Origin of the sequence: Dactylosporangium sp. NPDC000244, from assembly GCF_040300725.1 — a bacterium.
GTDB lineage: Bacteria > Actinomycetota > Actinomycetes > Mycobacteriales > Micromonosporaceae > Dactylosporangium.
Window position 1 is genome coordinate 43,640 of sequence record NZ_JBEPEH010000016.1, and the last position, 19,545, is coordinate 63,184.

18 protein-coding genes and 1 riboswitch are annotated in these 19,545 nt (G+C 72.8%); of the genes, 5 read left to right on the forward strand and 13 right to left on the reverse strand.

The window, feature by feature from the left end; all coding sequences use genetic code 11:
• Positions 1-75 precede the first annotated feature (75 nt).
• Positions 76-1,428 (reverse strand): serine/threonine-protein kinase, encoded by a 1,353-nt coding sequence (locus ABT369_RS23255; RefSeq protein WP_350614832.1) that lies wholly within the window; start codon positions 1,426-1,428, stop codon positions 76-78.
• Between the two features lie 283 nt (positions 1,429-1,711).
• Between ABT369_RS23255 and ABT369_RS23260 the strand changes: the two genes are divergently transcribed.
• The 3 genes from ABT369_RS23260 to ABT369_RS23270 are packed head-to-tail and all read left to right on the forward strand — an operon-like array spanning position 1,712 to position 6,542.
• Entirely contained in the window at positions 1,712-2,755 is a 1,044-nt protein-coding gene (locus ABT369_RS23260) for an AAA family ATPase (RefSeq protein WP_350614834.1), read from the forward strand.
• 2 nt (positions 2,756-2,757) lie between these two features.
• Positions 2,758-4,056, forward strand: a complete 1,299-nt coding sequence (locus tag ABT369_RS23265) for a DUF58 domain-containing protein (protein ID WP_350614835.1) — start codon at positions 2,758-2,760, stop codon at positions 4,054-4,056.
• Positions 4,053-6,542: a transglutaminase TgpA family protein gene (locus ABT369_RS23270; protein WP_350614837.1), complete on the forward strand. Its 2,490-nt coding sequence runs from the start codon at positions 4,053-4,055 to the stop codon at positions 6,540-6,542. Before ABT369_RS23265 ends, ABT369_RS23270 begins: the two co-directional genes overlap by 4 nt.
• Before the next feature lie 1,012 nt (positions 6,543-7,554).
• On the opposite strand, the gene ABT369_RS23275 is transcribed toward ABT369_RS23270, so the two are convergent.
• Both ABT369_RS23275 and ABT369_RS23280 read right to left on the reverse strand, forming a co-directional pair.
• Positions 7,555-7,938: an SCO2097 family morphological protein gene (locus ABT369_RS23275; RefSeq protein WP_350614839.1), complete on the reverse strand. Its 384-nt coding sequence runs from the start codon at positions 7,936-7,938 to the stop codon at positions 7,555-7,557.
• A 163-nt stretch (positions 7,939-8,101) separates the two neighbouring features.
• The gene (locus tag ABT369_RS23280; RefSeq protein ID WP_350614841.1) at positions 8,102-9,409 is read right to left on the reverse strand and encodes a DNA polymerase IV; all 1,308 of its coding nucleotides are present in this window, start codon (positions 9,407-9,409) and stop codon (positions 8,102-8,104) included.
• 67 nt (positions 9,410-9,476) lie between these two features.
• On the opposite strand from ABT369_RS23280, the gene ABT369_RS23285 reads away from it, so the two are divergent.
• A complete protein-coding gene (locus ABT369_RS23285; protein WP_350614843.1) occupies positions 9,477-9,935 on the forward strand; it encodes a hypothetical protein in 459 nt (152 codons plus the stop codon).
• A gap of 525 nt (positions 9,936-10,460) precedes the next feature.
• On the opposite strand, the gene ABT369_RS23290 is transcribed toward ABT369_RS23285, so the two are convergent.
• The 9 genes from ABT369_RS23290 to thiE form a co-directional block, all read right to left on the reverse strand.
• Entirely contained in the window at positions 10,461-11,615 is a 1,155-nt protein-coding gene (locus ABT369_RS23290; RefSeq protein ID WP_350614844.1) for an alkaline phosphatase family protein, read from the reverse strand.
• Positions 11,612-12,328: a class I SAM-dependent methyltransferase gene (locus tag ABT369_RS23295; RefSeq protein ID WP_350614845.1), complete on the reverse strand. Its 717-nt coding sequence runs from the start codon at positions 12,326-12,328 to the stop codon at positions 11,612-11,614. The genes ABT369_RS23290 and ABT369_RS23295 overlap by 4 nt, the downstream gene beginning before the upstream one ends.
• Positions 12,329-12,338: 10 nt before the next feature.
• Positions 12,339-13,847, reverse strand: coding sequence for a phosphomethylpyrimidine synthase ThiC (gene thiC, locus ABT369_RS23300; protein ID WP_350614847.1), 1,509 nt, complete (start codon positions 13,845-13,847; stop codon positions 12,339-12,341).
• Positions 13,848-13,917: 70 nt separating this feature from the next.
• Positions 13,918-14,706 carry a bifunctional hydroxymethylpyrimidine kinase/phosphomethylpyrimidine kinase gene (gene thiD, locus ABT369_RS23305; RefSeq protein WP_350614849.1) on the reverse strand — a complete coding sequence of 263 codons (789 nt, stop codon included), beginning with the start codon at positions 14,704-14,706 and terminating at the stop codon, positions 13,918-13,920.
• Entirely contained in the window at positions 14,703-15,218 is a 516-nt protein-coding gene (locus ABT369_RS23310) for a thiamine phosphate synthase (RefSeq protein WP_350614851.1), read from the reverse strand. The genes thiD and ABT369_RS23310 overlap by 4 nt, the downstream gene beginning before the upstream one ends.
• Positions 15,212-15,976: a thiazole synthase gene (locus tag ABT369_RS23315; protein WP_350614853.1), complete on the reverse strand. Its 765-nt coding sequence runs from the start codon at positions 15,974-15,976 to the stop codon at positions 15,212-15,214. The genes ABT369_RS23310 and ABT369_RS23315 overlap by 7 nt, the downstream gene beginning before the upstream one ends.
• Positions 15,969-16,172 carry a sulfur carrier protein ThiS gene (gene thiS, locus ABT369_RS23320; RefSeq protein ID WP_350615147.1) on the reverse strand — a complete coding sequence of 68 codons (204 nt, stop codon included), beginning with the start codon at positions 16,170-16,172 and terminating at the stop codon, positions 15,969-15,971. The genes ABT369_RS23315 and thiS overlap by 8 nt, the downstream gene beginning before the upstream one ends.
• A riboswitch (TPP riboswitch) is annotated at positions 16,172-16,282 on the reverse strand. Its footprint overlaps the gene before it by 1 nt.
• A 25-nt stretch (positions 16,283-16,307) precedes the next feature.
• Positions 16,308-17,357, reverse strand: coding sequence for a glycine oxidase ThiO (gene thiO, locus ABT369_RS23325; RefSeq protein ID WP_350614855.1), 1,050 nt, complete (start codon positions 17,355-17,357; stop codon positions 16,308-16,310).
• Positions 17,354-17,971 carry a thiamine phosphate synthase gene (gene thiE / locus ABT369_RS23330; protein ID WP_350614857.1) on the reverse strand — a complete coding sequence of 206 codons (618 nt, stop codon included), beginning with the start codon at positions 17,969-17,971 and terminating at the stop codon, positions 17,354-17,356. The genes thiO and thiE overlap by 4 nt, the downstream gene beginning before the upstream one ends.
• Before the next feature lie 18 nt (positions 17,972-17,989).
• Between thiE and ABT369_RS23335 the strand changes: the two genes are divergently transcribed.
• Entirely contained in the window at positions 17,990-18,970 is a 981-nt protein-coding gene (locus tag ABT369_RS23335; RefSeq protein ID WP_350614859.1) for an aldo/keto reductase, read from the forward strand.
• Positions 18,971-19,062: 92 nt separating this feature from the next.
• Here the strand turns inward: ABT369_RS23335 and ABT369_RS23340 are convergent, their stop codons facing one another.
• Positions 19,063-19,482: a hypothetical protein gene (locus ABT369_RS23340; protein ID WP_350614861.1), complete on the reverse strand. Its 420-nt coding sequence runs from the start codon at positions 19,480-19,482 to the stop codon at positions 19,063-19,065.
• Between the last annotated feature and the right edge of the window lie 63 nt (positions 19,483-19,545).

Sequence of the window (19,545 nt, forward strand, 5' to 3'; positions counted from 1 at the left end):
TACCCGGGTCATATCCGCAGTGTACCGCAGCTCCCAACCCGAATTCGGGCCCGCCCATCGAGCGGTCACGCTCTGTCAGTGCACGCTTGCCATCGGTGATCCGCCCTCGCAGGCCACGTCGTAGCGCAGCCGCTGCCCCTGCTTGCGGAACTCGACCCGGGCCTTCATGTGCAGGCCGAGGTCGGCCTGCACGAGCTCGACCCCGGCCGCGGGCATCACCCGCAGCACGGTGACCTTCTTCCCCGCGCACGCCGCGACCACCACACCCCCGCGGGTCGCCACGTCGATGCTCGGCACCGCCCGCTCCCCGGGCGTGGTCACGGGCAGGCCTGTCGAGGGCGGGGGCGTCTGCGGCTCCTGCGAGGGGGCGTCGGCATCGGGGGCAGAGGAATAAGGAACGGCCGGGGCCGGGCGGGCCGGGTCCGCGCTGGCGGCCGGGTCGTCGTCCGAGCCGCGCAGGGCCACGCCGGTCAGCAGCGCGGCGATCGCGACCAGGGCACCGACGCCGAGCAGCGCGCGCTGGCGCGCGCCCGCGGGCTCGACCAGCTCGGTGGGGCCGTCGAACGGGGCGACACGGGTGACCGGCTCCCGCGGTAGCGCCGAACCGCGCGGCACGATCCCGGCCGCCAGGGCCAGCCGGGTCGCGACGGCCGCGGCGTCCGGGCGCTCCCGCGGCTCCTTGGCCAGGCACTGCGCGTACAGCTCGCGCACGTCCGCGGGCAGGCCGGGCAGCTCCGGCAGCGGCGCCGGGGCGACGGTCATGTGGGCCCGCACCATCTGGGTGGTGGTCTCGAAGTCCCACGGCAGGCGGCCGGTCAGGCAGCGGAAGAGCAGCAGCCCGAACGCGTAGACGTCGCTGGCCGGCGTGATCTCCCCGCCCGTGAGCCGCTCGGGGGCCAGGTAGGCCGGGGTGCCGAGGACCTGCTCGGAGCCCTCGTCCAGGTCCGGCCCGCCGACGAACCCGACGATGCCGAAGTCGAGGATCTTGGCCGCGTCGGGCGTGAGGACGACGTTGGCCGGCTTGACGTCGCGGTGCACCAGGCCTTCGGCGTGCGCGGCGGCCAGCCCGGCCGCGACCTCGGCGCAGATGCGCAGCGCGGCGGCGGGCGGCAGCGGCCCGTCCTGGAGGCGCTGGCCGAGGGTCAGGCCGCGCAGCAGTTCCATCACGACGAAAGGCACCTGATCCGAAGTCTCGCCATAGTCGTACACATTGGTGATGTTCGGATGCGTCAGCCGTGCGGCCGCGCGCGCCTCCAGCCGGATGCGCCGGCGCCACTCCGCGTCCGGGACCAGGCGGGCATTGAGCACCTTGACCGCGACCTCGCGGTCGAGGACCTCGTCGCGGGCGCGCCACACGACGGACATGCCGCCCGCCCCCAGCCGCTCGACGAGGAGGTACCGCCCGTTGAGAAGCTGCCCGGTGTCCACGCCGTCAGTCTGCCCCCACAAGACGCACCACGGCACTCCAGCCGCCCGTTTGCCAGGGTTTTGCAGGGGTACGTCCGGGCGTCCAAAAAAGTACCGCCGACCAGGCGGGCAGGATGTCCGTTATCGACGTATTTCCGTCCGGCGACATGTCAATTCCCCGGCTAGCCTGAGGGGATAACAACGGCTCGGTTGCAATCTGATGACAACGTTTTCCTGCAACCGAGCGGTTCACCTGTGGGTCTTACACCTAACGGTGGCCACGGCACGACCATGAGGAGGCCAGTTGACCAGGCACCGCACATTCGAGGAACTCGGCGCCCCGCTACCACCGCCGGAGTTCCGTGCCGCGACTGATGCGATCGTCGCCAACATCGAGCAGGTCATCGAGGGCAAGACCGCCACGGTGCGGCTCGCCCTGGCGGTACTGCTCGCTGAGGGCCATCTCCTCATCGAAGATGTTCCCGGCGTCGGCAAGACCAAACTGGCCAAGGCGCTCGCGCGCTCGATCGACTGCTCGGTCCGGCGCATCCAGTTCACGCCCGACCTGCTGCCGAGCGACGTCACCGGCGTGAGCGTCTACAACCAGGAGACGCGCGACTTCGAGTTCAAGCCGGGTGCGGTGTTCGCGAACATCGTCGTCGGCGACGAGATCAACCGCGCCTCGCCGAAGACGCAGTCGGCGCTGCTGGAGAGCATGGAGGAGCGGCAGGTCACCGTCGACGGCGCGACCTACCCGCTGCAGGTGCCCTTCATGGTCGTCGCGACGCAGAACCCGATCGAGATGGAGGGCACCTACCCGCTGCCCGAGGCCCAGCGCGACCGGTTCACCGCCCGCATCGCGATGGGCTACCCCGACATGAACGCCGAGCTGGCCATGCTCGACGTGCACGGCCGTCACGACGCGCTCGACGACCTCGCGCCCGTCTCCGACGCGAGCATGATGCGCCGGATGATCGCCACGGTGCGCGATGTGCACGTCGCCGACGCGGTGAAGCAGTACGCGGTCAACATCGTCACCGCCACCCGCGAGTCCGGCGAGCTGCGCCTCGGCGCCTCCCCGCGCTCCACGCTGCAGCTGCTGCGCACCGCCCGGGCCGTCGCCGCCATCGAGGGCCGCGAGTTCGTGCTCCCCGACGACCTGCAGGCGCTGGCCGTGCCGGTGCTCGCCCACCGCGTGATCCCGACGGCCGAGGCCCAGCTGTCCCGGCGGACCACCGACGCGATCATCGCCGAGCTGGTGCACCGGCTGCCCCTGCCGTCCGACCGGCCGCAGCGCAATCCCTACGACACGCGGCCGCAGCGGCCCCAGCAGTACGGGGGCCGCTGAGCATGCGAGAGGCGCTGCGGGGGCTCACCACCCGGGGTCGTAGTTTCCTGGCCGCCGCCGCAGCGGCCCTCATCGCCGCGCTCATCCTCGGCGAACGCGACCTGTTGCGCGTGGCGCTGCTGCTGGCCGCGCTGCCGCTGCTGTCCGCGGCGTACGTCGGGCGGACCCGCTACCGCCTGTCGTGCAGCCGCACGCTCGACCCGCACCGCGTCCAGGTCGGCGCGAGCGCGCGGGTCATCCTGCGCCTGCAGAACCTCTCCCGGATGCCCACCGGCACGATGCTGCTGGAGGACCGGCTGCCCTACGCGCTGGGCTCCCGGCCGCGGCTGGTGCTGGAGCGGCTCGGCGCGCATCAGGCCAGCTCCGTGGCCTACACCGTGCGCGCCGACGTGCGCGGCCGCTACGAGGTCGGGCCGCTGGTGGTGCGCCTGACCGACCCGTTCGGCCTGTGCGAGCTGACCCGGGCCTTCCCATCCGTGGACCGCCTCACCGTCATCCCGCAGGTGGTGCCGCTGCCGTCGGTGCGCCTGGCCGGCGAGTTCGCCGGGTCCGGCGAGAGCCGCGCCCGGTCCGTCGCCGTGCACGGCGAGGACGACGCGGCGACGCGGGAGTACCGCTACGGCGACGACCTGCGCCGGGTGCACTGGCGCTCCACCGCCCGCACCGGCGAGCTCATGGTGCGCCGCGAGGAGCAGCCGTGGGAGAGCCGCGCCACGGTCGTGCTCGACACGCGCTCCACCGCCCACCGCGGCGAGGGCCCGACGGCGAGCTTCGAGTGGGCGGTCTCGGCGGCCGCGAGCATCGCGGTGCACCTGCGGCATGCGGGGTACAAGATGCGGCTCGTCACCGACGCCGGCGTGGACGTCGACGCGACCGAGATCGACGGCGACGGCCCGCTGCTCGACCAGCTCGCCGACGTGCGGCTGGCCCAGCGCGGCGACATCGCGGCCCTGATCGAGCGCGTCCGGCGGCGCAGCGACGGCGGCCTGATCATCGGCATCTTCGGGCTGCTGTCCTCGGCCGAGGCGGAGCTGCTGGCCTCGTTCCGCTCCAACAACGCGACCTGCGTCGCGCTGTTCATCGACTCCTCGACCTGGCTGAACCTGCCGACGACGGCGCGCGAGGAGGCCGACCGCGCACACGGCGTCGCGTCGCTCGCGCTGCTGCGCAGCGGGTGGCGGGTCGTCGAGGTGCCGCACGGGGCGAAACTGTCCGCGCTGTGGCCGCAGACCGGGCGGGGGTCGCAGGGCTTCGCCTGGCGGGCCGCGTCCGCTGAAAGCGTGGCTGGAGGAGTCCGGTGAACCAGCGCAAGCATCTGACGCTGATCGCGGCCGGCGCCGCGTTCCTCGCGTCGCTGCCGCTGATCAACGTCTTCGATCACTACACGTGGGCGATCCGCTCGTTCCTGGTGGTCGCGGTCATGTGCGGGGTCGGGCTGCTGGTGCGCAGCCTGCGGGCCCCGGCCTGGGCACCGACGGCGGCGATGGCCGTCGCCGCGCTGCTGTCGCTGACCTGGCTGTACCGCAGCCACGAGGAGTTCCTCGGGATCATCCCGTCGCCGGGCACGATCGTCCACTTCGGGCAGCTGCTGCGCACGGCGTCGGAGGAGATGAGCGAGTACGCCATCCCCGTCGGCGACCGCGAGAGCTTCCTGTTCCTGGCCACGCTCGGCGTCGCCGCGGTCGCGCTGATCGTCGACCTCTTCGCGGTGGTCCTGCGCCGGCCCGCGCTGGCCGGCCTGCCGATGCTCGCGATCTACTCGGTGCCGGTCACCGTCGACACCGAGACGACCGCGTGGTTCCCCTTCGCGCTCGGCGCCGTGGGCTTCCTCTGGCTGCTGGTCACCGACAACGTCGACCGGGTGCGTCGCTTCGGCCGCCGCTTTACCGGCGACGGGCGCGACGTGGACCTGTGGGAGCCCTCACCGCTCGCCGCGGCCGGCCAGCGCCTCGGCGCGGTCAGTGTCGCCGCCGCCCTGCTCATCCCGCTGGTGCCGTTCGCGATGCCGGCCGGGGTGCTCGACAGCCTCGGCAACGGCGCGGGCTCCGGGGGCAGCGGGATCGGCAACGGCCGCAACGGCAAGCAGGTCAGCATGTTCGCGCTGCTGTCCGGCCAGCTCAACCGCAACCAGTCCGTCGACATGGTCAAGGTGACCAACGTCGACGACGACCACCCGTTCTACCTGCGCTTCAGCGTGCTCGAGGACCTGAACTCGAAGGGCTTCGCGCTGCGCCCGATCAGCGGCGGCGCGCCGGTGAGCAACGGCTTCGGCAAGCCGGAGTGGGGCTCGTCGGTGAAGACCGAGACGCACACGGCGAAGATCGAGGTCAGCAACGAGCTCGCGATCTCGTACATGCCGATCTACACCTGGCCGACCAAGATCGACCGGCTCAGCAACCAGTGGGCCTTCGACCCGAAGACGGCCGTCGTGTACTCCGGCAAGGACACGACCGCCAAGAAGACCTACTCGGTCACGTACCAGCGCCCGGACATCACCCCGGACCAGCTGCGCCAGGCCGGGCCGATCAACGCGAACGACCCGCTGCTCAAGGACCTGATGACGGCCCCGAGCAACCCGTACGTCAAGAGCAAGGTCGACGAGACGATCAAGGGCAAGACGAACGAGTACGACAAGGTCAAGGCGCTCTTCGACTTCTTCTCGACCGCGAACGGGTTCCAGTACGACATCACGACCGGCCCGGACACCAGCGGCACCAAGATCGCGGACTTCCTGCAGAACAAGCGCGGGTACTGCGCCCAGTACGCGGCCGCCTTCGGCTGGATGCTGCGCGAGGCGAAGATCCCGTCCCGGGTCGCGTTCGGCTTCGCCCGCGGCGGCAAGACCACCGACCGGACGATGACGCTGACCAACTTCAACCTGCACGCCTGGACCGAGGTGTACTTCCCCGGCTACGGCTGGCTGCCGTTCGACGCCACGCCGTCGACGTGGATCAACGGCAGCGTCACGGCCTCGTACCTGCCCGCCCCCGGCGCCGTGACGGGCAACGACGACGTCGACCGGCCCGGCAACGACCGCGGCGGCCCGCAGGCCGACGCCTCCGCGCCGGCCGCGCAGAACGACACCCACGACAACCCGGGCGACACCAACGCCGACGCCAAGTCCACCGACGTGGCGGCCCTGGTCCGCGTGGCGAACTTCCTGACCAGCATGGCGGGCATCGTGCTCCTCGCCGTGGTCCTGCTGGCCCTGCTGCTGGCGACGCCGGCCCTGGCCCGCTCCCGCACCCGCCAGCGCCGGCTCGCCTTCGCCGCGGCGATGCCGGCCGCGACGCCGATCCCCAACGGCGACGGCCCGGCCATGACCGTCATCCCGGACGAACGCGTGCTCGGCGCGGCCCGGGAGGACGCCCACCGGGCGTGGGACGAGCTCATCGACACGATGGTCGACTACCGCGTGCCGATCGACGAGGCCGAGACGCCCCGCGCGACGGTCGACCGCCTGGTCAAGAAGGAGCGCCTGCGCGACGCGGCCGAGTCGGGGGCTCGGCTCATCTCTACCGCGGAGGAGCACGCGCGCTATGCCCGGCAGCCGCTCACCGGGCGCGAGTTGCGCTCGGCGATCACGTCGGTGGAGTCGGCCTTCGCCTCGAACGCGTCCCGCAAGGTCCGGCTCCTCGCCCGGTTCCTGCCGCCTTCGGTCCTGCGGCGGTGGCGTACTCGGTTCTCCTCCAGCACTGGCGGGGCGGCTGTCGCCGTCGGGCGTGGATGGGACGCGTTGATGCGGACCTTGAGCGTGCGGCGGATTGTGGCTCGGCGCGGGGAGTAGCCCTTGCCGTTCTTCGGGCCGCTCCCCCGTTCGCGGGGGGCGGCCCTTTTTGCTCGATGAGCTGGGCGCTGGCCGTCGTTGGCTGCCCGGACCGGGCTTACTTCGCCGGAGGCACAGCCGGAGCGGGCCGCCCAGCGAGTAAGCGTGGTTCAGCGGCGTCGTTGCTCACTGGGCATTCCTCTAGGCCGTTGTGAATGTGCCTGCTCCCGTGCGGGTCATCATTCGGTGGTCCCGGTTCCAATATGTTCGCCATTTGTGCCTCGGCGTGGTCCGGGATCATGGTTTCGATCGTATTCTGGGATAATTCTTGGCATGGGGCAGATGCAGTTGTTCAGTTCTCGGGAATTGGCTGCTATGCGGGATCGGACGAAGGCCAGGAATTGGTGGCCGGGAAAGGATGAATTCCGCCAGGAAGCGCAACGGCGGCGTGGTTGGGGCTTGGCGCGGCGGCATGCCGAGAAGCTGCGACGCATCCACGGAACTGCGGAAATCGCTCCGGAACAGCCGCCGTCCGACCCACCTCAACCCGCCGGGGAAGATCGCGCCGGCGTCTGCTCCGAGCCCCCGAAGCAACTGCCTCAAAAGCCGCAGCCGCGCAATTTCACCATCGCCGATTCAACGGCACCGCCGCTAGTGGTGGCGCGGCAGCCGCACACCTCAAGCCAACGGGACCACTGTTGCCTTGGATTTGGAAGTGTGATGTCGCGGCGTCCGGCCTTGAGCGCGGTTTCTGCGGTCGGCCGTCACGGTGGCCGCGCCGCGGAGGACGGAGCCGGCCCCGGGACGTCACGGACGGTCGGCTTGGAGCGCCGCCACGCGGTGATCGCGGCTCGCCGGGAGGAGCGGTACAGAGGCGCGGCGGAAGAACGGAGGCGCGGCGAAGCGGATCACCCTCGACACCGGGCCGCGTGCCAGGCGGTGTCAGGGCATGGTGCAGCCAGGCGGGCCATCCACGGCGGTGGTGGGCGACCGCAAGCGGTCGCCCTCAGGCCCGTGCCCGCTCAGGCGACCGTCAGAGGTCGCCCTCGGGGCGGCGGCGCCAGCGCTCCTCGAGACGGTCCACCAGCCCGCCGCGGCGCTGGCGGGTGCGGCGCGTGGCCGTCCCGCCTACCGCGTGCAGGTCCGTGGACTGGCCCCGGCGGTAGGCCTGGACGCCGAACGCCAAGGCGCACAGCATCACCAGGAAGCCGCCGACGCCGAGGAGTGGAATGGAAATGGCGACACCGTAGACAAGCAGCGCCATGCCGGCCAGCAGCAGGATCCCTGCGGCAATCATCCGGCGCTTGGCATGGAACCGCGGGTCGGTGGCGCGCACCGCCGAAGCGAACTTGGGATCCTCGGCTAGCGACCGCTCGATCTGATCGAACAGCCGCTGCTCGTGCTCCGAGAGCGGCACGGCACTCCTCCCCGGTCGCGAAGGCCGGCCCTGGGCGGGCCGGCGGTCCGGCACAGCCGGACGGCTGCGTACTGGCAAGTTTACGAGGGGGTCAACGCGTCGGAAAGCGGGACGATGGTCCGGCCGTGCCGATTTTCCGACCAACTTCCCGAAGAGGTGGCCCCTATGTCCTTCCATTGTGGCCTCCCGGGGACCCGGTTGCCCCCTCCCCGCGCGGTGCGGCTCCGTTTCCGTCGGTACGCATTCCGTCACCGCGGAGCAGGCTGGCGGGCTTGACGAGGCCCCGGCCGAAGCGCGCGGCGACCGCGTCGGCGGCGCGTTCGGCTTCTCGCCAGCCGTGGTCGCGCTCACCCAGCGTCATCTGCCGGGGCGCCCCGTCGGCGTGGACGAGGCCCTCGACGCGCACGCCGATGAGCCGGATTCGCTCGCCGGGGCGTGCGGCCTGGAACAACGCCCAGCCGAGCTCGAAGATCTCGCGGGCGACGTCGGTGGGGACGTCTACTGTGCGTGATCGGCTCAGGGTCTGGAAATCGGCGAGCCTGATCTTGACCGAGACCGTCCGGCCGGCCTGCCCGGCGTGGCGGAGGCGCTCGGCGACCTTGCCGGACAGGGCGAGCATCGCGCGTCGGATGGTCGACAGGTCGCTGACGTCGACGTCGAAGGTCGTCTCGGCGCCGATGGACTTTTCCACATGGTCGGGAATCACCCGTCGGGGGTCACGGGCCCAGGACAACTCGTGCAGATGGCGGGCCGCGGCCTCGCCGACGGCGGAGCGCAGGAGGCCGACCGGGGCGGCCGAGAGGTCGCCGATGGTCTTGAGCCCGAGCCGCTGGAGATGCTCGGCCGTGCGCTCGCCGACGCCCCACAGCGCCTCGACGGGCAGCGGGTGCAGGTATTCGAGCTCGCGCGACCGCGGGACCACCACCATCCCGTCGGGCTTGGCGCGGGTGGAGCCGAGCTTGGCCAGGAACTTGGTGCCGGCCACCCCGACGGAGCACGTGAGCCGCTGCTCCTGCGCGACCCGGCGGCGGATCAGCGCGGCGATCCCGGCCGGGCGCCCGAGCAGCTTGAGCGCCCCGGCGACGTCGAGGAACGCCTCGTCGAGGGAGAGCGGCTCGACCAGCGGCGTGACGTCGCGGAAGATCGCCATCACGGCGCGGGAGGCCTCCGTGTAGGCCGCGAAGTCCGGCGGCAGGAACACCGCGTGCGGGCACAGGCGCTGGGCCCGGCTGCCCGGCATCGCGCTGTGCACGCCGTATTTGCGCGCCTCGTAGCTCGCCGCGGACACGACCCCGCGCGGCCCCGCCCCGCCGACGACGACGGGCTTGCCGCGCAGGTCGGGCCGCCGCCGGATCTCCACCGACGCGTAGAACGCGTCCATGTCGACGTGCAGCACGGTGCAGCCCGTGTCGTCGGCGTGCGGCCCGAACTCGCCGGCGCCTCCGCGTGGTACCACCTGACTTCGCCCCACATCGCGAACCTTAGCGGCACCCTCTGACAATATTGACGAGAACTTAGGTTTGCCTTACCTTCCGGGTATGGCTCACGTCGCGATGACCTCGCCCCTGGCGCCGGTCGTCGCGGCCGTCGAGGGGCTGCGCCGCCGGCACCCGGCACTGACCGGCTGCGTCTTCCCCGGTCTGGTGATCACCCCGACGGCCGGCTGGGCAGAAGCCATGAACCAACAAGCCGCCGCCGTACTGGTCGTCGCCGGCTGGACCCGAGCCCGCCGCGTGCCGCTGCTCATCCCGGGCGAGACGTTCGTCAACCGCGCGGGGCAGCTGGGCGTGCGCCGGGCCGACGTCGCCGTGCTGGCCGGCGATCCCGCGGCGGGCGCGCCGGGCGTGATCGTCGCCGCGGACCGTGACGAGCTGCTGGCCCTGGTCGCGCGGCACACGGAGGCGCCGGGCGCGGAGCTGGCGCGGCACGTACGCCACCTGACCGCGCTACTGGCCCCAGCGGCACAATCGCCTGCTAAAAACCCCGTCGGGGTATAAATCCGAAATGTCGGGCTGAGGGACGAAGCCCGACATTTCGGCGCGGAAACCGGCTCACCCGCGCACGCCCAGCAGCGCGAGAACCAAGACTCGGCGACGCCCGACCAGCAGCGCAAGCCGCGCTCAGCGGCATTCGACAAGCATCGGAACGCCGCGCTCAACGGCGCACGTCCCGCAAGGGAGTCTCCCGGCGCGAAACCGCACTCAGCCGCGCAGGCCCAGCAGCGCAACGCCGCGCTCAACGGCCCACGTCCCGCAAGGGAGTCTCCCGGCGCGAAACCGCACTCAGCCACGCACGCCCAGCAGCGCAACGCCGCGCTCAACGGCCCACGTCCCGCAAGGGAGTCTCCCGGCGCGAAACCGCACCCAGCCACGCACGCCCAGCAGCGCACGTCCCGCGAGGGAATCTCCCCCGCGAAACCGCCCTCAGCGGCGCAGGTAGCCCGGCCGCGCCTGCCCAGACTCGCGCGGAGCGCGGCAGCGGGCCGGCGGTGTGCTGCGGTTGCGGAAGCCGGCCATCTCCGCTCAGCGGCGCACGACCAGCAGGGGGATCTCCATCTCCGCCGTCGTGTTCGCGCCGTGGAAGGCGACCATCTCCGCCAGCCGCGCCGGCTCGTGTGCGCTCGCCATCACGACCCAGCGCTCGCGGCACACCACCACCACGTCGCCGATGCGCTGCAGGTGGGACTCGGGCACGGGGCCGAACCAGCCCGACGCCACGGCCTCGTCGCGCTCGGCCACCCAGGCGCGGTCGCCCAGGACGTCGCGCCACGTGCTCAGCACGTCCGGCTGGGCGCCCGGCAGGGTGTGCAGGTATCGGACCCGCGCCTCGCCGGCCACGTGGGCCACGCCCGCGCTCAGGCGCTGATCGCGGTCGAGGTCCAGGCGGCGGTCGGCCGGGATGTCGAGCTGGCCGTGGTCCGCGGTCACGATCAGGGCCGTGTCCGGGGGCAGGCCGTCCACGAGGCGGGTGATGAGGCGGTCGGCGTCGGCGGCCGCGCGGTGCCAGTCGGGCGAGGCGATGCCCGAGTCGTGGCCGGCCTTGTCGACGTCGTTGAGGTAGCCGTAGACGAGCCGGGACTCGGCCAGCGCGGACAGCATCTCGTCGGCGATCGCGTCCGGGCGCACGCCGGGGCCGAGGCGCGCGCCGCGGTACGCCGACAGGGACAGCCCGGTGCCCTCGAACTTCGGGTCGGTCACGACGGTCGGGGCCAGGCCGGCCTCGCTCGCCCGGGTGAACGCGGTCGGCACGGGCTGCCAGGTGGCCGGGTCGGGCTCGTTCGTCCAGTGCAGGTGGTTGACGACCTGGTCGGTGCCGGGGCGGTGCAGGTTGAAGCCGACGATGCCGTGGCGGCCGGGTGCGGTGCCGGTGCCGAGGGTGACCAGGCTGACCGGGGTCGTGGACGGGAAGCCGGACGTGATGGGGCGGGCGAGGCCGAGGCGGCCCTCGGCGATGTCGGTCATGGTCGGCGCGTCGGGCGCGGCCAGGGGCAGCTGGTGCCAGCCCAGGCCGTCGAGCAGTACGACCGCGATGCGCCGCACTCCCTCCAGCGCCCCGGCGAGGTGCAGCGCGTCCGGTTCCCCCGGGACGCCGAGCGCGTGCAGGGCCGTGGGCATGACGTCGGCCAGGCTGTCGTGGCCGTAGCGCGGCTCGATCGGGTCGAGCAGGCCCGGGGTCATGTGCGGCGGGCGAGCAGGTGGAGCTGGGTCGCGATGTCGCGGTACGGCGGCGTCCCCGCCAGGGCCAGCTCGAACGCGGCGAGCGCCTCGGGCTCGCTCTCGGCCACGGTGCCCGGCACCAGGTCGGCCACGACGCGCACCCCGTGCACCTGCTCGACGGCCAGGCCGCATGCGTCCAGCAGCGCGGTGGCGCTCTGCGCGTCGTAGCGGCGGCGGAGCCGGTCGCGGGCGTCGCCCCGGCCGTCAGAGCTGGCCACGAGCAGCGAGGCGGCGGCGAGGTGGCCGCCGATCGCGCGGGCCAGCACCGCGGCGGCCCGGTTGGCGACCACGACGCTGGCCGCGCCGCCGGGGCGCAGGGTCCCGGCGAGCGCGGCGACGACCTTGTGCGGATCGTCCACGACCTCGAGCAGGCTGTGGCAGAGCACCAGGTCCACGCTCTGCGGCGCGATCAGGTCGGCCAGGCCGTCGCCGTCGCCCTGCACGGCGGTGACCCGCTCCCCCACCCCGGCCTCGGCCGCGCGGCGGGTGAGCGCGGCGAGCGAGTCGGGGCTGGCGTCGACGACGGTGACGGTGTGGCCGGCCTGCGCGAGCGGGACGGCGAAGCCGCCGGTGCCGCCGCCGACGTCGAGGGCGTTCAGCGGCCGGGCGGCCCGGGCCAGCTCGTCACGCAGCACCCGCCAGACCACGGCGGTGCGAGGCGCAGAAGACTCCACCCAGACGACCTTAGTGGAGCAGCGGCAGGTACACCTGACCGCCCGTCTCGGCGAACTCCTCGGACTTCTGCCGCATGCCCAGCTCGGCGTACTCACGCAGGTCCTGGCTGATCTTCATGGAGCAGAACTTGGGTCCGCACATGGAGCAGAAGTGCGCGGTCTTGGCCGGCTCGGCCGGGAGGGTCTCGTCGTGGTACGCGCGGGCCGTGTCCGGGTCCAGCGCCAGGTTGAACTGGTCCTCCCAGCGGAACTCGAAGCGGGCCTTGGACAGCGCGTCGTCCCACGCCTGGGCGCCGGGGTGGCCCTTGGCGAGGTCGGCGGCGTGCGCGGCGATCTTGTAGGCGATGACCCCGGCCTTGACGTCGTCGCGGTCGGGCAGCCCCAGATGCTCCTTGGGGGTGACGTAGCAGAGCATCGCGGTGCCGTACATCGCGATCATCGCCGCGCCGATCGCCGAGGTGATGTGGTCGTAGGCGGGCGCGATGTCGGTCGTCAGCGGGCCGAGCGTGTAGAAGGGCGCCTCGTGGCACCACTCCATCTGCAGGTCCACGTTCTCCTTGATCTTGTGCATGGGCACGTGGCCGGGCCCCTCGATCATGACCTGCACGTCGTGCGCCCACGCGATCTTCGTGAGCTCGCCCAGGGTCTTGAGCTCGGCGAGCTGGGCCTCGTCGTTGGCGTCGGCGATGGAGCCGGGGCGCAGCCCGTCGCCGAGGGAGAACGCGACGTCGTACCGCGCCAGGATCTCGCACAGCTCCGCGAAGTGGGTGTAGAGGAAGTTCTCCTCGTGATGGGCCAGGCACCAGGCGGCCATGATCGAGCCGCCGCGGGACACGATGCCGGTGACCCGCCGGACGGTCATGGGCACGTAGCGCAGCAGCACCCCCGCGTGCACGGTCATGTAGTCGACGCCCTGCTCGGCCTGCTCGATGACGGTGTCGCGGTACGCCTCCCACGTCAGCCGGATCGGGTCGCCGCCGACCTTCTCGAGGGCCTGGTAGATGGGCACGGTCCCGATGGGCACCGGGGAGTTGCGCACGATCGCCTCGCGGGTGGCGTGGATGTGCCGGCCCGTGGACAGGTCCATGACGGTGTCCGCGCCCCAGCGGGTGGCCCAGGTCAGCTTGGCGACCTCCTCCTCGACGCCGGAGGAGACGGCGCTGGTGCCGATGTTGGCGTTGACCTTCACGAGGAACCGGGAGCCGATGACCATCGGCTCGCTCTCGGGGTGGTTGACGTTGTTGGGCAGGATGGCCCGGCCGGCGGCGATCTCGGAGCGCACCAGCTCCGGCTCGACGCCCTCCCGGATCGCCGCGAACCGCATCTCGCGGGTGATCACGCCCTGGCGCGCGTAGTGCAGCTGCGTGCGCTCGACCGGGCCGCGCTCGGCGATCCACGCGGCGCGCAGCGGCGGGTCGCTGACCGGGCCGGAGGTGTCGTACAGCCGGACGGGCGGGTTGTCGCCGGAGAGCTGGACCTCGGCGAACGGGACTCCCTCGACGAAAACCTTGCGTTTCATGACAAACCTCCCGTAAAAGGGCATGGATGACCTGAGGAAACGGCGAACATGGCGCCTGGAAGAAGTGGTGCTAGAAGGGGCCCCAGGCCAGCGGGCCGTGGCCGGCGCCCAAGGTCCAGGACGCCGAGCGGGTGAGGGCCGAGTGGACGTAGGACTTCGCGCGCGCGAGGGCGACGGGCAGCTCGTCGCCGGCCGCGAGCCGGGCGGCGGTCGCGGCCGCGAAGGTGCAGCCGGTCCCGTGGTTGTTGGTCGTGTCGATCCAGGGGGCGCTCAGCAGCGAGGTGTGGCCGTCGTACCAGACCGCGTCCACGGCCTCGGCGCTCCCCCGCAGGTGGCCGCCCTTGACCACGACGCACCGGGGCCCGTACGCGGCCAGGTCCCCGGCGGCCTTGGCGGCGTCGTCGGCGTCGAGCACCTCGCGGCCGAGCAGCACCGAGGCCTCGCGCAGGTTCGGCGTGACCACGGCGGCGTGCGGGAAGAGCAGCTCGAGGTACGCGCGCTCGGCGTCGGCGGTGAAGAGCCGGTCGCCGGAGGAGGCCACGAGCACCGGGTCGACCACCAGGTTCGGCAGCCGCGGGGCGAGCCGGGCCACGAGCGCGACGGTGTCCGGGTTGGCCAGCATGCCGGTCTTCACCCCGGCGACGGGCAGGTCGTCGAGGACGGCCTCGAGCTGGGCCTCGACGAACCCCGGGTCGACCGCGGAGATGGCCCGCACGCCCGCCGTGTTCTGCGCGGTGAGCGCGGTGATGACGCTGGTGCCGAAGACCTCGTGCGCGGCGAAGGTCTTGAGGTCGGCCTGGATCCCGGCCCCGCCCCCGGAGTCGGAGCCGGCGATGGTGAGCGCCACGGGAGGGTTCATGCCGCCAGCAGCTCCTTGACCAGGCGGGCCGGGTCCTCGGCGCGCATGACGACACCCATCACGGCCACACCCGCGGCGCCCTCGTCGAGGCAGTCGCGGACCCGGCCGGGGGTGTCGACGCCGCCGAGCGCGAAGACCGGCACGGGCGCGGCCATCGCCATCCGGCCCAGGGCGGCCAGGCCGAGCGGCGGGCCGTAGCCGGGCTTGCTGCGCGTGGCGAAGATCGGCGAGAGGGTCACGTAGTCGGCGGGGTCGTCCGCGGCCGCCACCAGCTCCTCGAGGCCGTGGCACTTGCGCAGGGCCCCGTCCTCCTCCAGCAGCAGCCGGCCGCCGGCCTGGTCGAGGAGGCTGCGCAGGGTGGACGCGAGCTTGAGCCGGCGCCGCGGCGGGAGGTCGTGCTCGCGCAGGACCACCACCCGGGCCCCGCCGTCGACGGCGCCCGCGATCACCTCGTCCAGCGGGCGCTCGCTCTGCCGGCGGTCGGTGAAGACGATGAGGCCGGGCTCTACCACGGCATACCTCCGGTCGGGCTGGATGCGGTCGCGTGCAGGCGCCGGGGGATGCGCCCGGCCAGGTGGGCCAGCCGCCCGGCCCGCACCGCGAGGCGCATCGCCTCGGCCATGCGCGCCGGGTGCTCGGCCCGGGTGACGGCGGAGGCGAGCAGCACACCGTCGCAGCCCAGCTCCATCGCCAGGGCCGCGTCGGAGGCGGTGCCGATCCCGGCGTCGAGGATGACGGGGACGGTGACGAGCCGCCGGATGAGCGCGATGTTGTGCGGGTTGCGGATGCCCAGGCCGGAGCCGATGGGGGCGCCGAGCGGCATGACGGCCGCGCAGCCCACGTCGGCGAGGCGCTGGGCGAGGATGGGGTCGTCGCTGGTGTACGGCAGGACGGTGAACCCGTCCCCGACGAGCCGCGCGGCCGCGTCGACCAGCTCGACCCCGTCGGGCAGCAGGGTCTCCTCGTCGCCGATCACCTCGAGTTTCACCCAGGCGGTGCCGAAGGCCTCGCGGGCGAGGTGGGCGAGCTTGACCGCCTCGGTGGCCGTGTAGCAGCCGGCCGTGTTGGGCAGGACGCGCACCCCGCAGCGCTCGACGACGTCGAGCAGCGAGGGCGCGGCCGGGTCGAGCCGGCGCAGGGCGACGGTGACGAGCGCGGTCTCGCTGGCCCGGATGGCCGCCTCCAGGGCCGCGTGGCTGGTCGCCCCGCCGGTGCCCAGGATGAGCCGGGACGGCAGCTCGACGCCGTCCAGCACCAGTGCGTCAGCCACCCTGCACCGCCGTCAGCACCTCGACCTGGTCGCCCTCGGCCGGGCGGGTCTGCGCCCAGCGCGAACGGGGCACCACGTCACCGTTGAGGGCGACGGCGATCCCGCGCGGATCCTCTCCGGCGAGCATCCGCACCACGTCGGCGACGGTGATGCCCTCATCGACGGTCGATGCGACGGCGTTGACCACGAGCTGCATGGAACTCACTCCTGCCTCCCTGCGCCGGCATGATCCGGATCAGGTTCTACGGTCGGGGGCTCACAGCCCCCCTCTCAGCCCGGTCGCACCGGACTCCCGTGGGGTACGTGTCCGACGATAACGCCGCCGGAGCCGTCAGGTAAAGCGCCCGGCCCCGAAGGCTCGAACGTCGACCCCGGTCGCGCCGAGCAGCGCCAGGTCGGCGACGGCGGCGGCGGTCGCCGGGGCCAGCAGCACCCCGTTGCGGTGATGGCCGGTGGCGACGATCGCCCCGGACGCGAGCCGGTCGATGACCGGGGCGTTGTCGGGCGTGCCCGGGCGCAGGCCGGCGAGGGTCTCGGCCAGGACCAGCTCCGCGACCCCGGGCAGCAGGTCGGCGGCCGGGTGGAGCAGGTCCAGCACGCCGCCGGCGGTGACCGTGGTGTCGGCCCCGCGCTCCTCCTCGGTGGCGCCGACGACCAGCTCGCCGTCGCGGCGCGGCACGAGGTACACGTCCCGGCCCCGGGCCACGCCCCGCACGACGTGGCGCAGCAGCGGCTCGGCGCCCCGCAGCCGCAGCAGCTGGCCCTTCACCGGGCGCACCGGCAGCCCGGTCAGCGCGGCCGAAGCGGCGCCGGCCGCGACGATGATCACATCGTCCCGCAGGGTGGACGGGTCGGCGACGTCCCGCGCCTCGAACCGCACCGGCAGGGTGCGCAGGGCCCGCAGCAGCAGCCGCGGGTCGACCTGGTGATCGCCGGAGGCGAGGGCGCCGCCGCGGACCCGCGGGGCGAGCAGCGGCTCGCGCTCGCGCAGCTCGCGGCCGGTGAGCGGCTCGATCGGGGTGCCGGCGCGGCGGTAGAAGCCGATGAGCCGGTCGATCTCGGCCTGGTCGTCGGCGGTGAGCGCGACGAGGAGGGTGCCGTCGGTGCGGTACGAGATCGGCAGTCCGGTCCGCGCCTCGACCCGCTCGGCGAACGACGGCCAGCGGCGCATCGACTCGAGCATCAGCGCCTGCAGATCCTCCTCGCCGAAGACGGCCTCGGCCGTGGGCGCGAGCATCCCGGCCGCGACCAGCCCGGCGCCTCGTGCGGGGTCGCCGTCGTACACCGTGATGCCCCCGGCACCCCGCTCGACGAGCTCGAAGGCGATGCTGAGCCCGATGATCCCGCCGCCCACGATGCCGATGCTCATGCTCATGCTCATGCCGGGCACTCCAGGAACTCCCGGGCCGCCGCGTACGGGTCCGCCGCGCCGCTGACCGCGCCCACCACGGCGACGGCGTGCGCGCCGGCCGCGAACAGCTCGCCGGCCCGGGCCGCGGTCACCCCGCCGATCGCCACCACGGGCACGGGCACCGCCTCGGCCACCGCGCGCACCCCGGCCGGGCCGATCGCGTCGGGCAGCCCGCTCTTCGTGGTGGTCGCGAACGCGGGCCCGACGCCGAGGTAGGAGGCCCCGTCGGCGACCGCCCGGCGCGCCGTGTGCGGGTCGCGGGCGGTCGCGCCGAGGATCGCGTGCGGGCCGAGGATGCGCCGGGCCGCGGCCACCGGCAGGTCGTCGGCGCCGACGTGCCCGCCGTCGGCCCCGGCCGCGAGCGCGAGGTGCAGCCGGTCGTTGACCAGGCACGTGCGGCCCAGCTCGCGGCACATGGCCAGCACGCGCACGGTCAGCTCGAAGGCCTCGCGGTCGGTCAGGGCGTCCTCGGGGCGCACCTGCACCGTGTCGAAGCCGGCGCGCAGGGCCGCCGCGACGACCTCGAGCGCGTTGCGGCCGGGCCGGGTGTCGGTCACGAGATGCAGTCGTCCGAGGATGGGCACCACGATAGTTTTTCAGACATGAAGCAAGTGCGACTCGGCCGGACCGGCCTGCAGGTCTCCGAAATCTGTCTCGGCATGATGAGCTACGGCGATCCGGCCCAGCGCCCCTGGGCGCTGGGCGAGGAGGGTGCCGACCCGTTCGTGCGCCGCGCCGCCGAGGCCGGGATCACGTTCTTCGACACGGCCGACGTCTACTCCCTCGGCGCCAGCGAGGTGATCACGGGCCGGCTGCTGGCGAAGTACTTCCAGCGCCGCGACGACTACGTCCTGGCCACGAAGGTCCACGGCCGGATGAGCGACGCCCCCAACGACGGCGGCCTGTCCCGCAAGCACATCCTCGCGGGCATCGACGACTCGCTGCGCCGCCTCGGCACCGACCACGTCGACCTGTACCAGATCCACCGCTGGGACCCCGCCACCCCGATCGAGGAGACGATGCAGGCCCTGCACGACGTCGTCCGCGCCGGCAAGGCCCGCTACATCGGGGCGTCCAGCATGTACGCCTGGCAGTTCTCCAAGGCCCAGTACCTCGCCCGCGAGAACGGCTGGACCCCGTTCGTGTCGATGCAGAACCACTACAACCTGGTGTACCGCGAGGAGGAGCGCGAGATGCTCCCGCTCTGCGCGGACCAGGGCGTCGGCGTGATCCCCTGGAGCCCGCTGGCCCGCGGCCTGCTGGCCGGCAACCGGGGCCGCGGCGGCGAGCGGCGCACGACCCGGGCGAACAACGACCCGTACGGCGACCAGCTGTACTCCGAGGACGACTTCAACGTCGTGGACGCCAACGCCGCCCTGGCCGCCGGGCGCGGCGTCTCCCCGGCCCAGACGGCCCTGGCCTGGCTGCTGTCGAAGCCCGCGGTGACGGCCCCGATCGTCGGCGCAACGAAGCTGCACCACCTGGAGGACGCCATCGCGGCGACGGAGCTGTCGCTGGACGAGCGGGAGGTCGAACGCCTCGAGTCCCCGTACGTCCCCCACCGCATTCTCGGCCACGCCTGAGGGACCCCGCCGGACGCACGAATGCCCGGCCGGGGCGAGCCGGCCGGGCACTCTCTGTGCTGATGCTTGGTGCTGGGTGGTGCGGGCTGGGACTAGTTGCCCGCGACGCCGAACTGGCCCTCGCCACTGTGGAACTCCGTGCCGTCGACGAACGACTTGCCGAAGCTGTTCTCCAGCTGGTCGAGCTCGTTGAAGTTGGCCTGGTGGGCGTTCTCGCTGCCCTCGGCGGCGAAGACGTGGTCGTCCGAGGTCGCGTCGTGCGAGTAGTTCGTGAAGTCGTCCGACTCGTAGTGCACGGCCGCCGGCGCGTCGTACTCGACGTGGTGGCCCTGCGAGAAGTCCGTCGACTCGGCGGTGTGGTGGTCCTGCTCGAACACGCCGAACTGGTTGTTGTAGTCGGCCTCCGAGCCCGCCGCGTGGTGCAGCTGGTCCATCTGGCCGTGCTCCTGACCGGCCTCGAAGTGGCCGTAGTCCACGTCGTGACCAGTGTCGCCGGCGTCGAAGTCGCTCATTGTCGTTCCCCTTGGTCGTCGTGTTTCGCTGCGATGAACGGTACGGCCACGGTGGCGCGGAAC

Bases quoted from the DNA above. Each gene is read 5' to 3' on its own strand.
- thiC (WP_350614847.1), bottom strand. From the start codon at position 13,847: ATGAAACGCAAGGTTTTCGTCGAGGGAGTCCCGTTCGCCGAGGTCCAG.
- thiO (WP_350614855.1), bottom strand. From the start codon at position 17,357: ATGAGCATGAGCATGAGCATCGGCATCGTGGGCGGCGGGATCATCGGG.
- ABT369_RS23265 (WP_350614835.1), top strand. From the start codon at position 2,758: ATGCGAGAGGCGCTGCGGGGGCTCACCACCCGGGGTCGTAGTTTCCTG.
- ABT369_RS23290 (WP_350614844.1), bottom strand. From the start codon at position 11,615: ATGACCCCGGGCCTGCTCGACCCGATCGAGCCGCGCTACGGCCACGAC.
- thiD (WP_350614849.1), bottom strand. From the start codon at position 14,706: ATGAACCCTCCCGTGGCGCTCACCATCGCCGGCTCCGACTCCGGGGGC.
- thiS (WP_350615147.1), bottom strand. From the start codon at position 16,172: ATGCAGCTCGTGGTCAACGCCGTCGCATCGACCGTCGATGAGGGCATC.
- ABT369_RS23335 (WP_350614859.1), top strand. From the start codon at position 17,990: ATGAAGCAAGTGCGACTCGGCCGGACCGGCCTGCAGGTCTCCGAAATC.
- ABT369_RS23340 (WP_350614861.1), bottom strand. From the start codon at position 19,482: ATGAGCGACTTCGACGCCGGCGACACTGGTCACGACGTGGACTACGGC.
- ABT369_RS23285 (WP_350614843.1), top strand. From the start codon at position 9,477: ATGGCTCACGTCGCGATGACCTCGCCCCTGGCGCCGGTCGTCGCGGCC.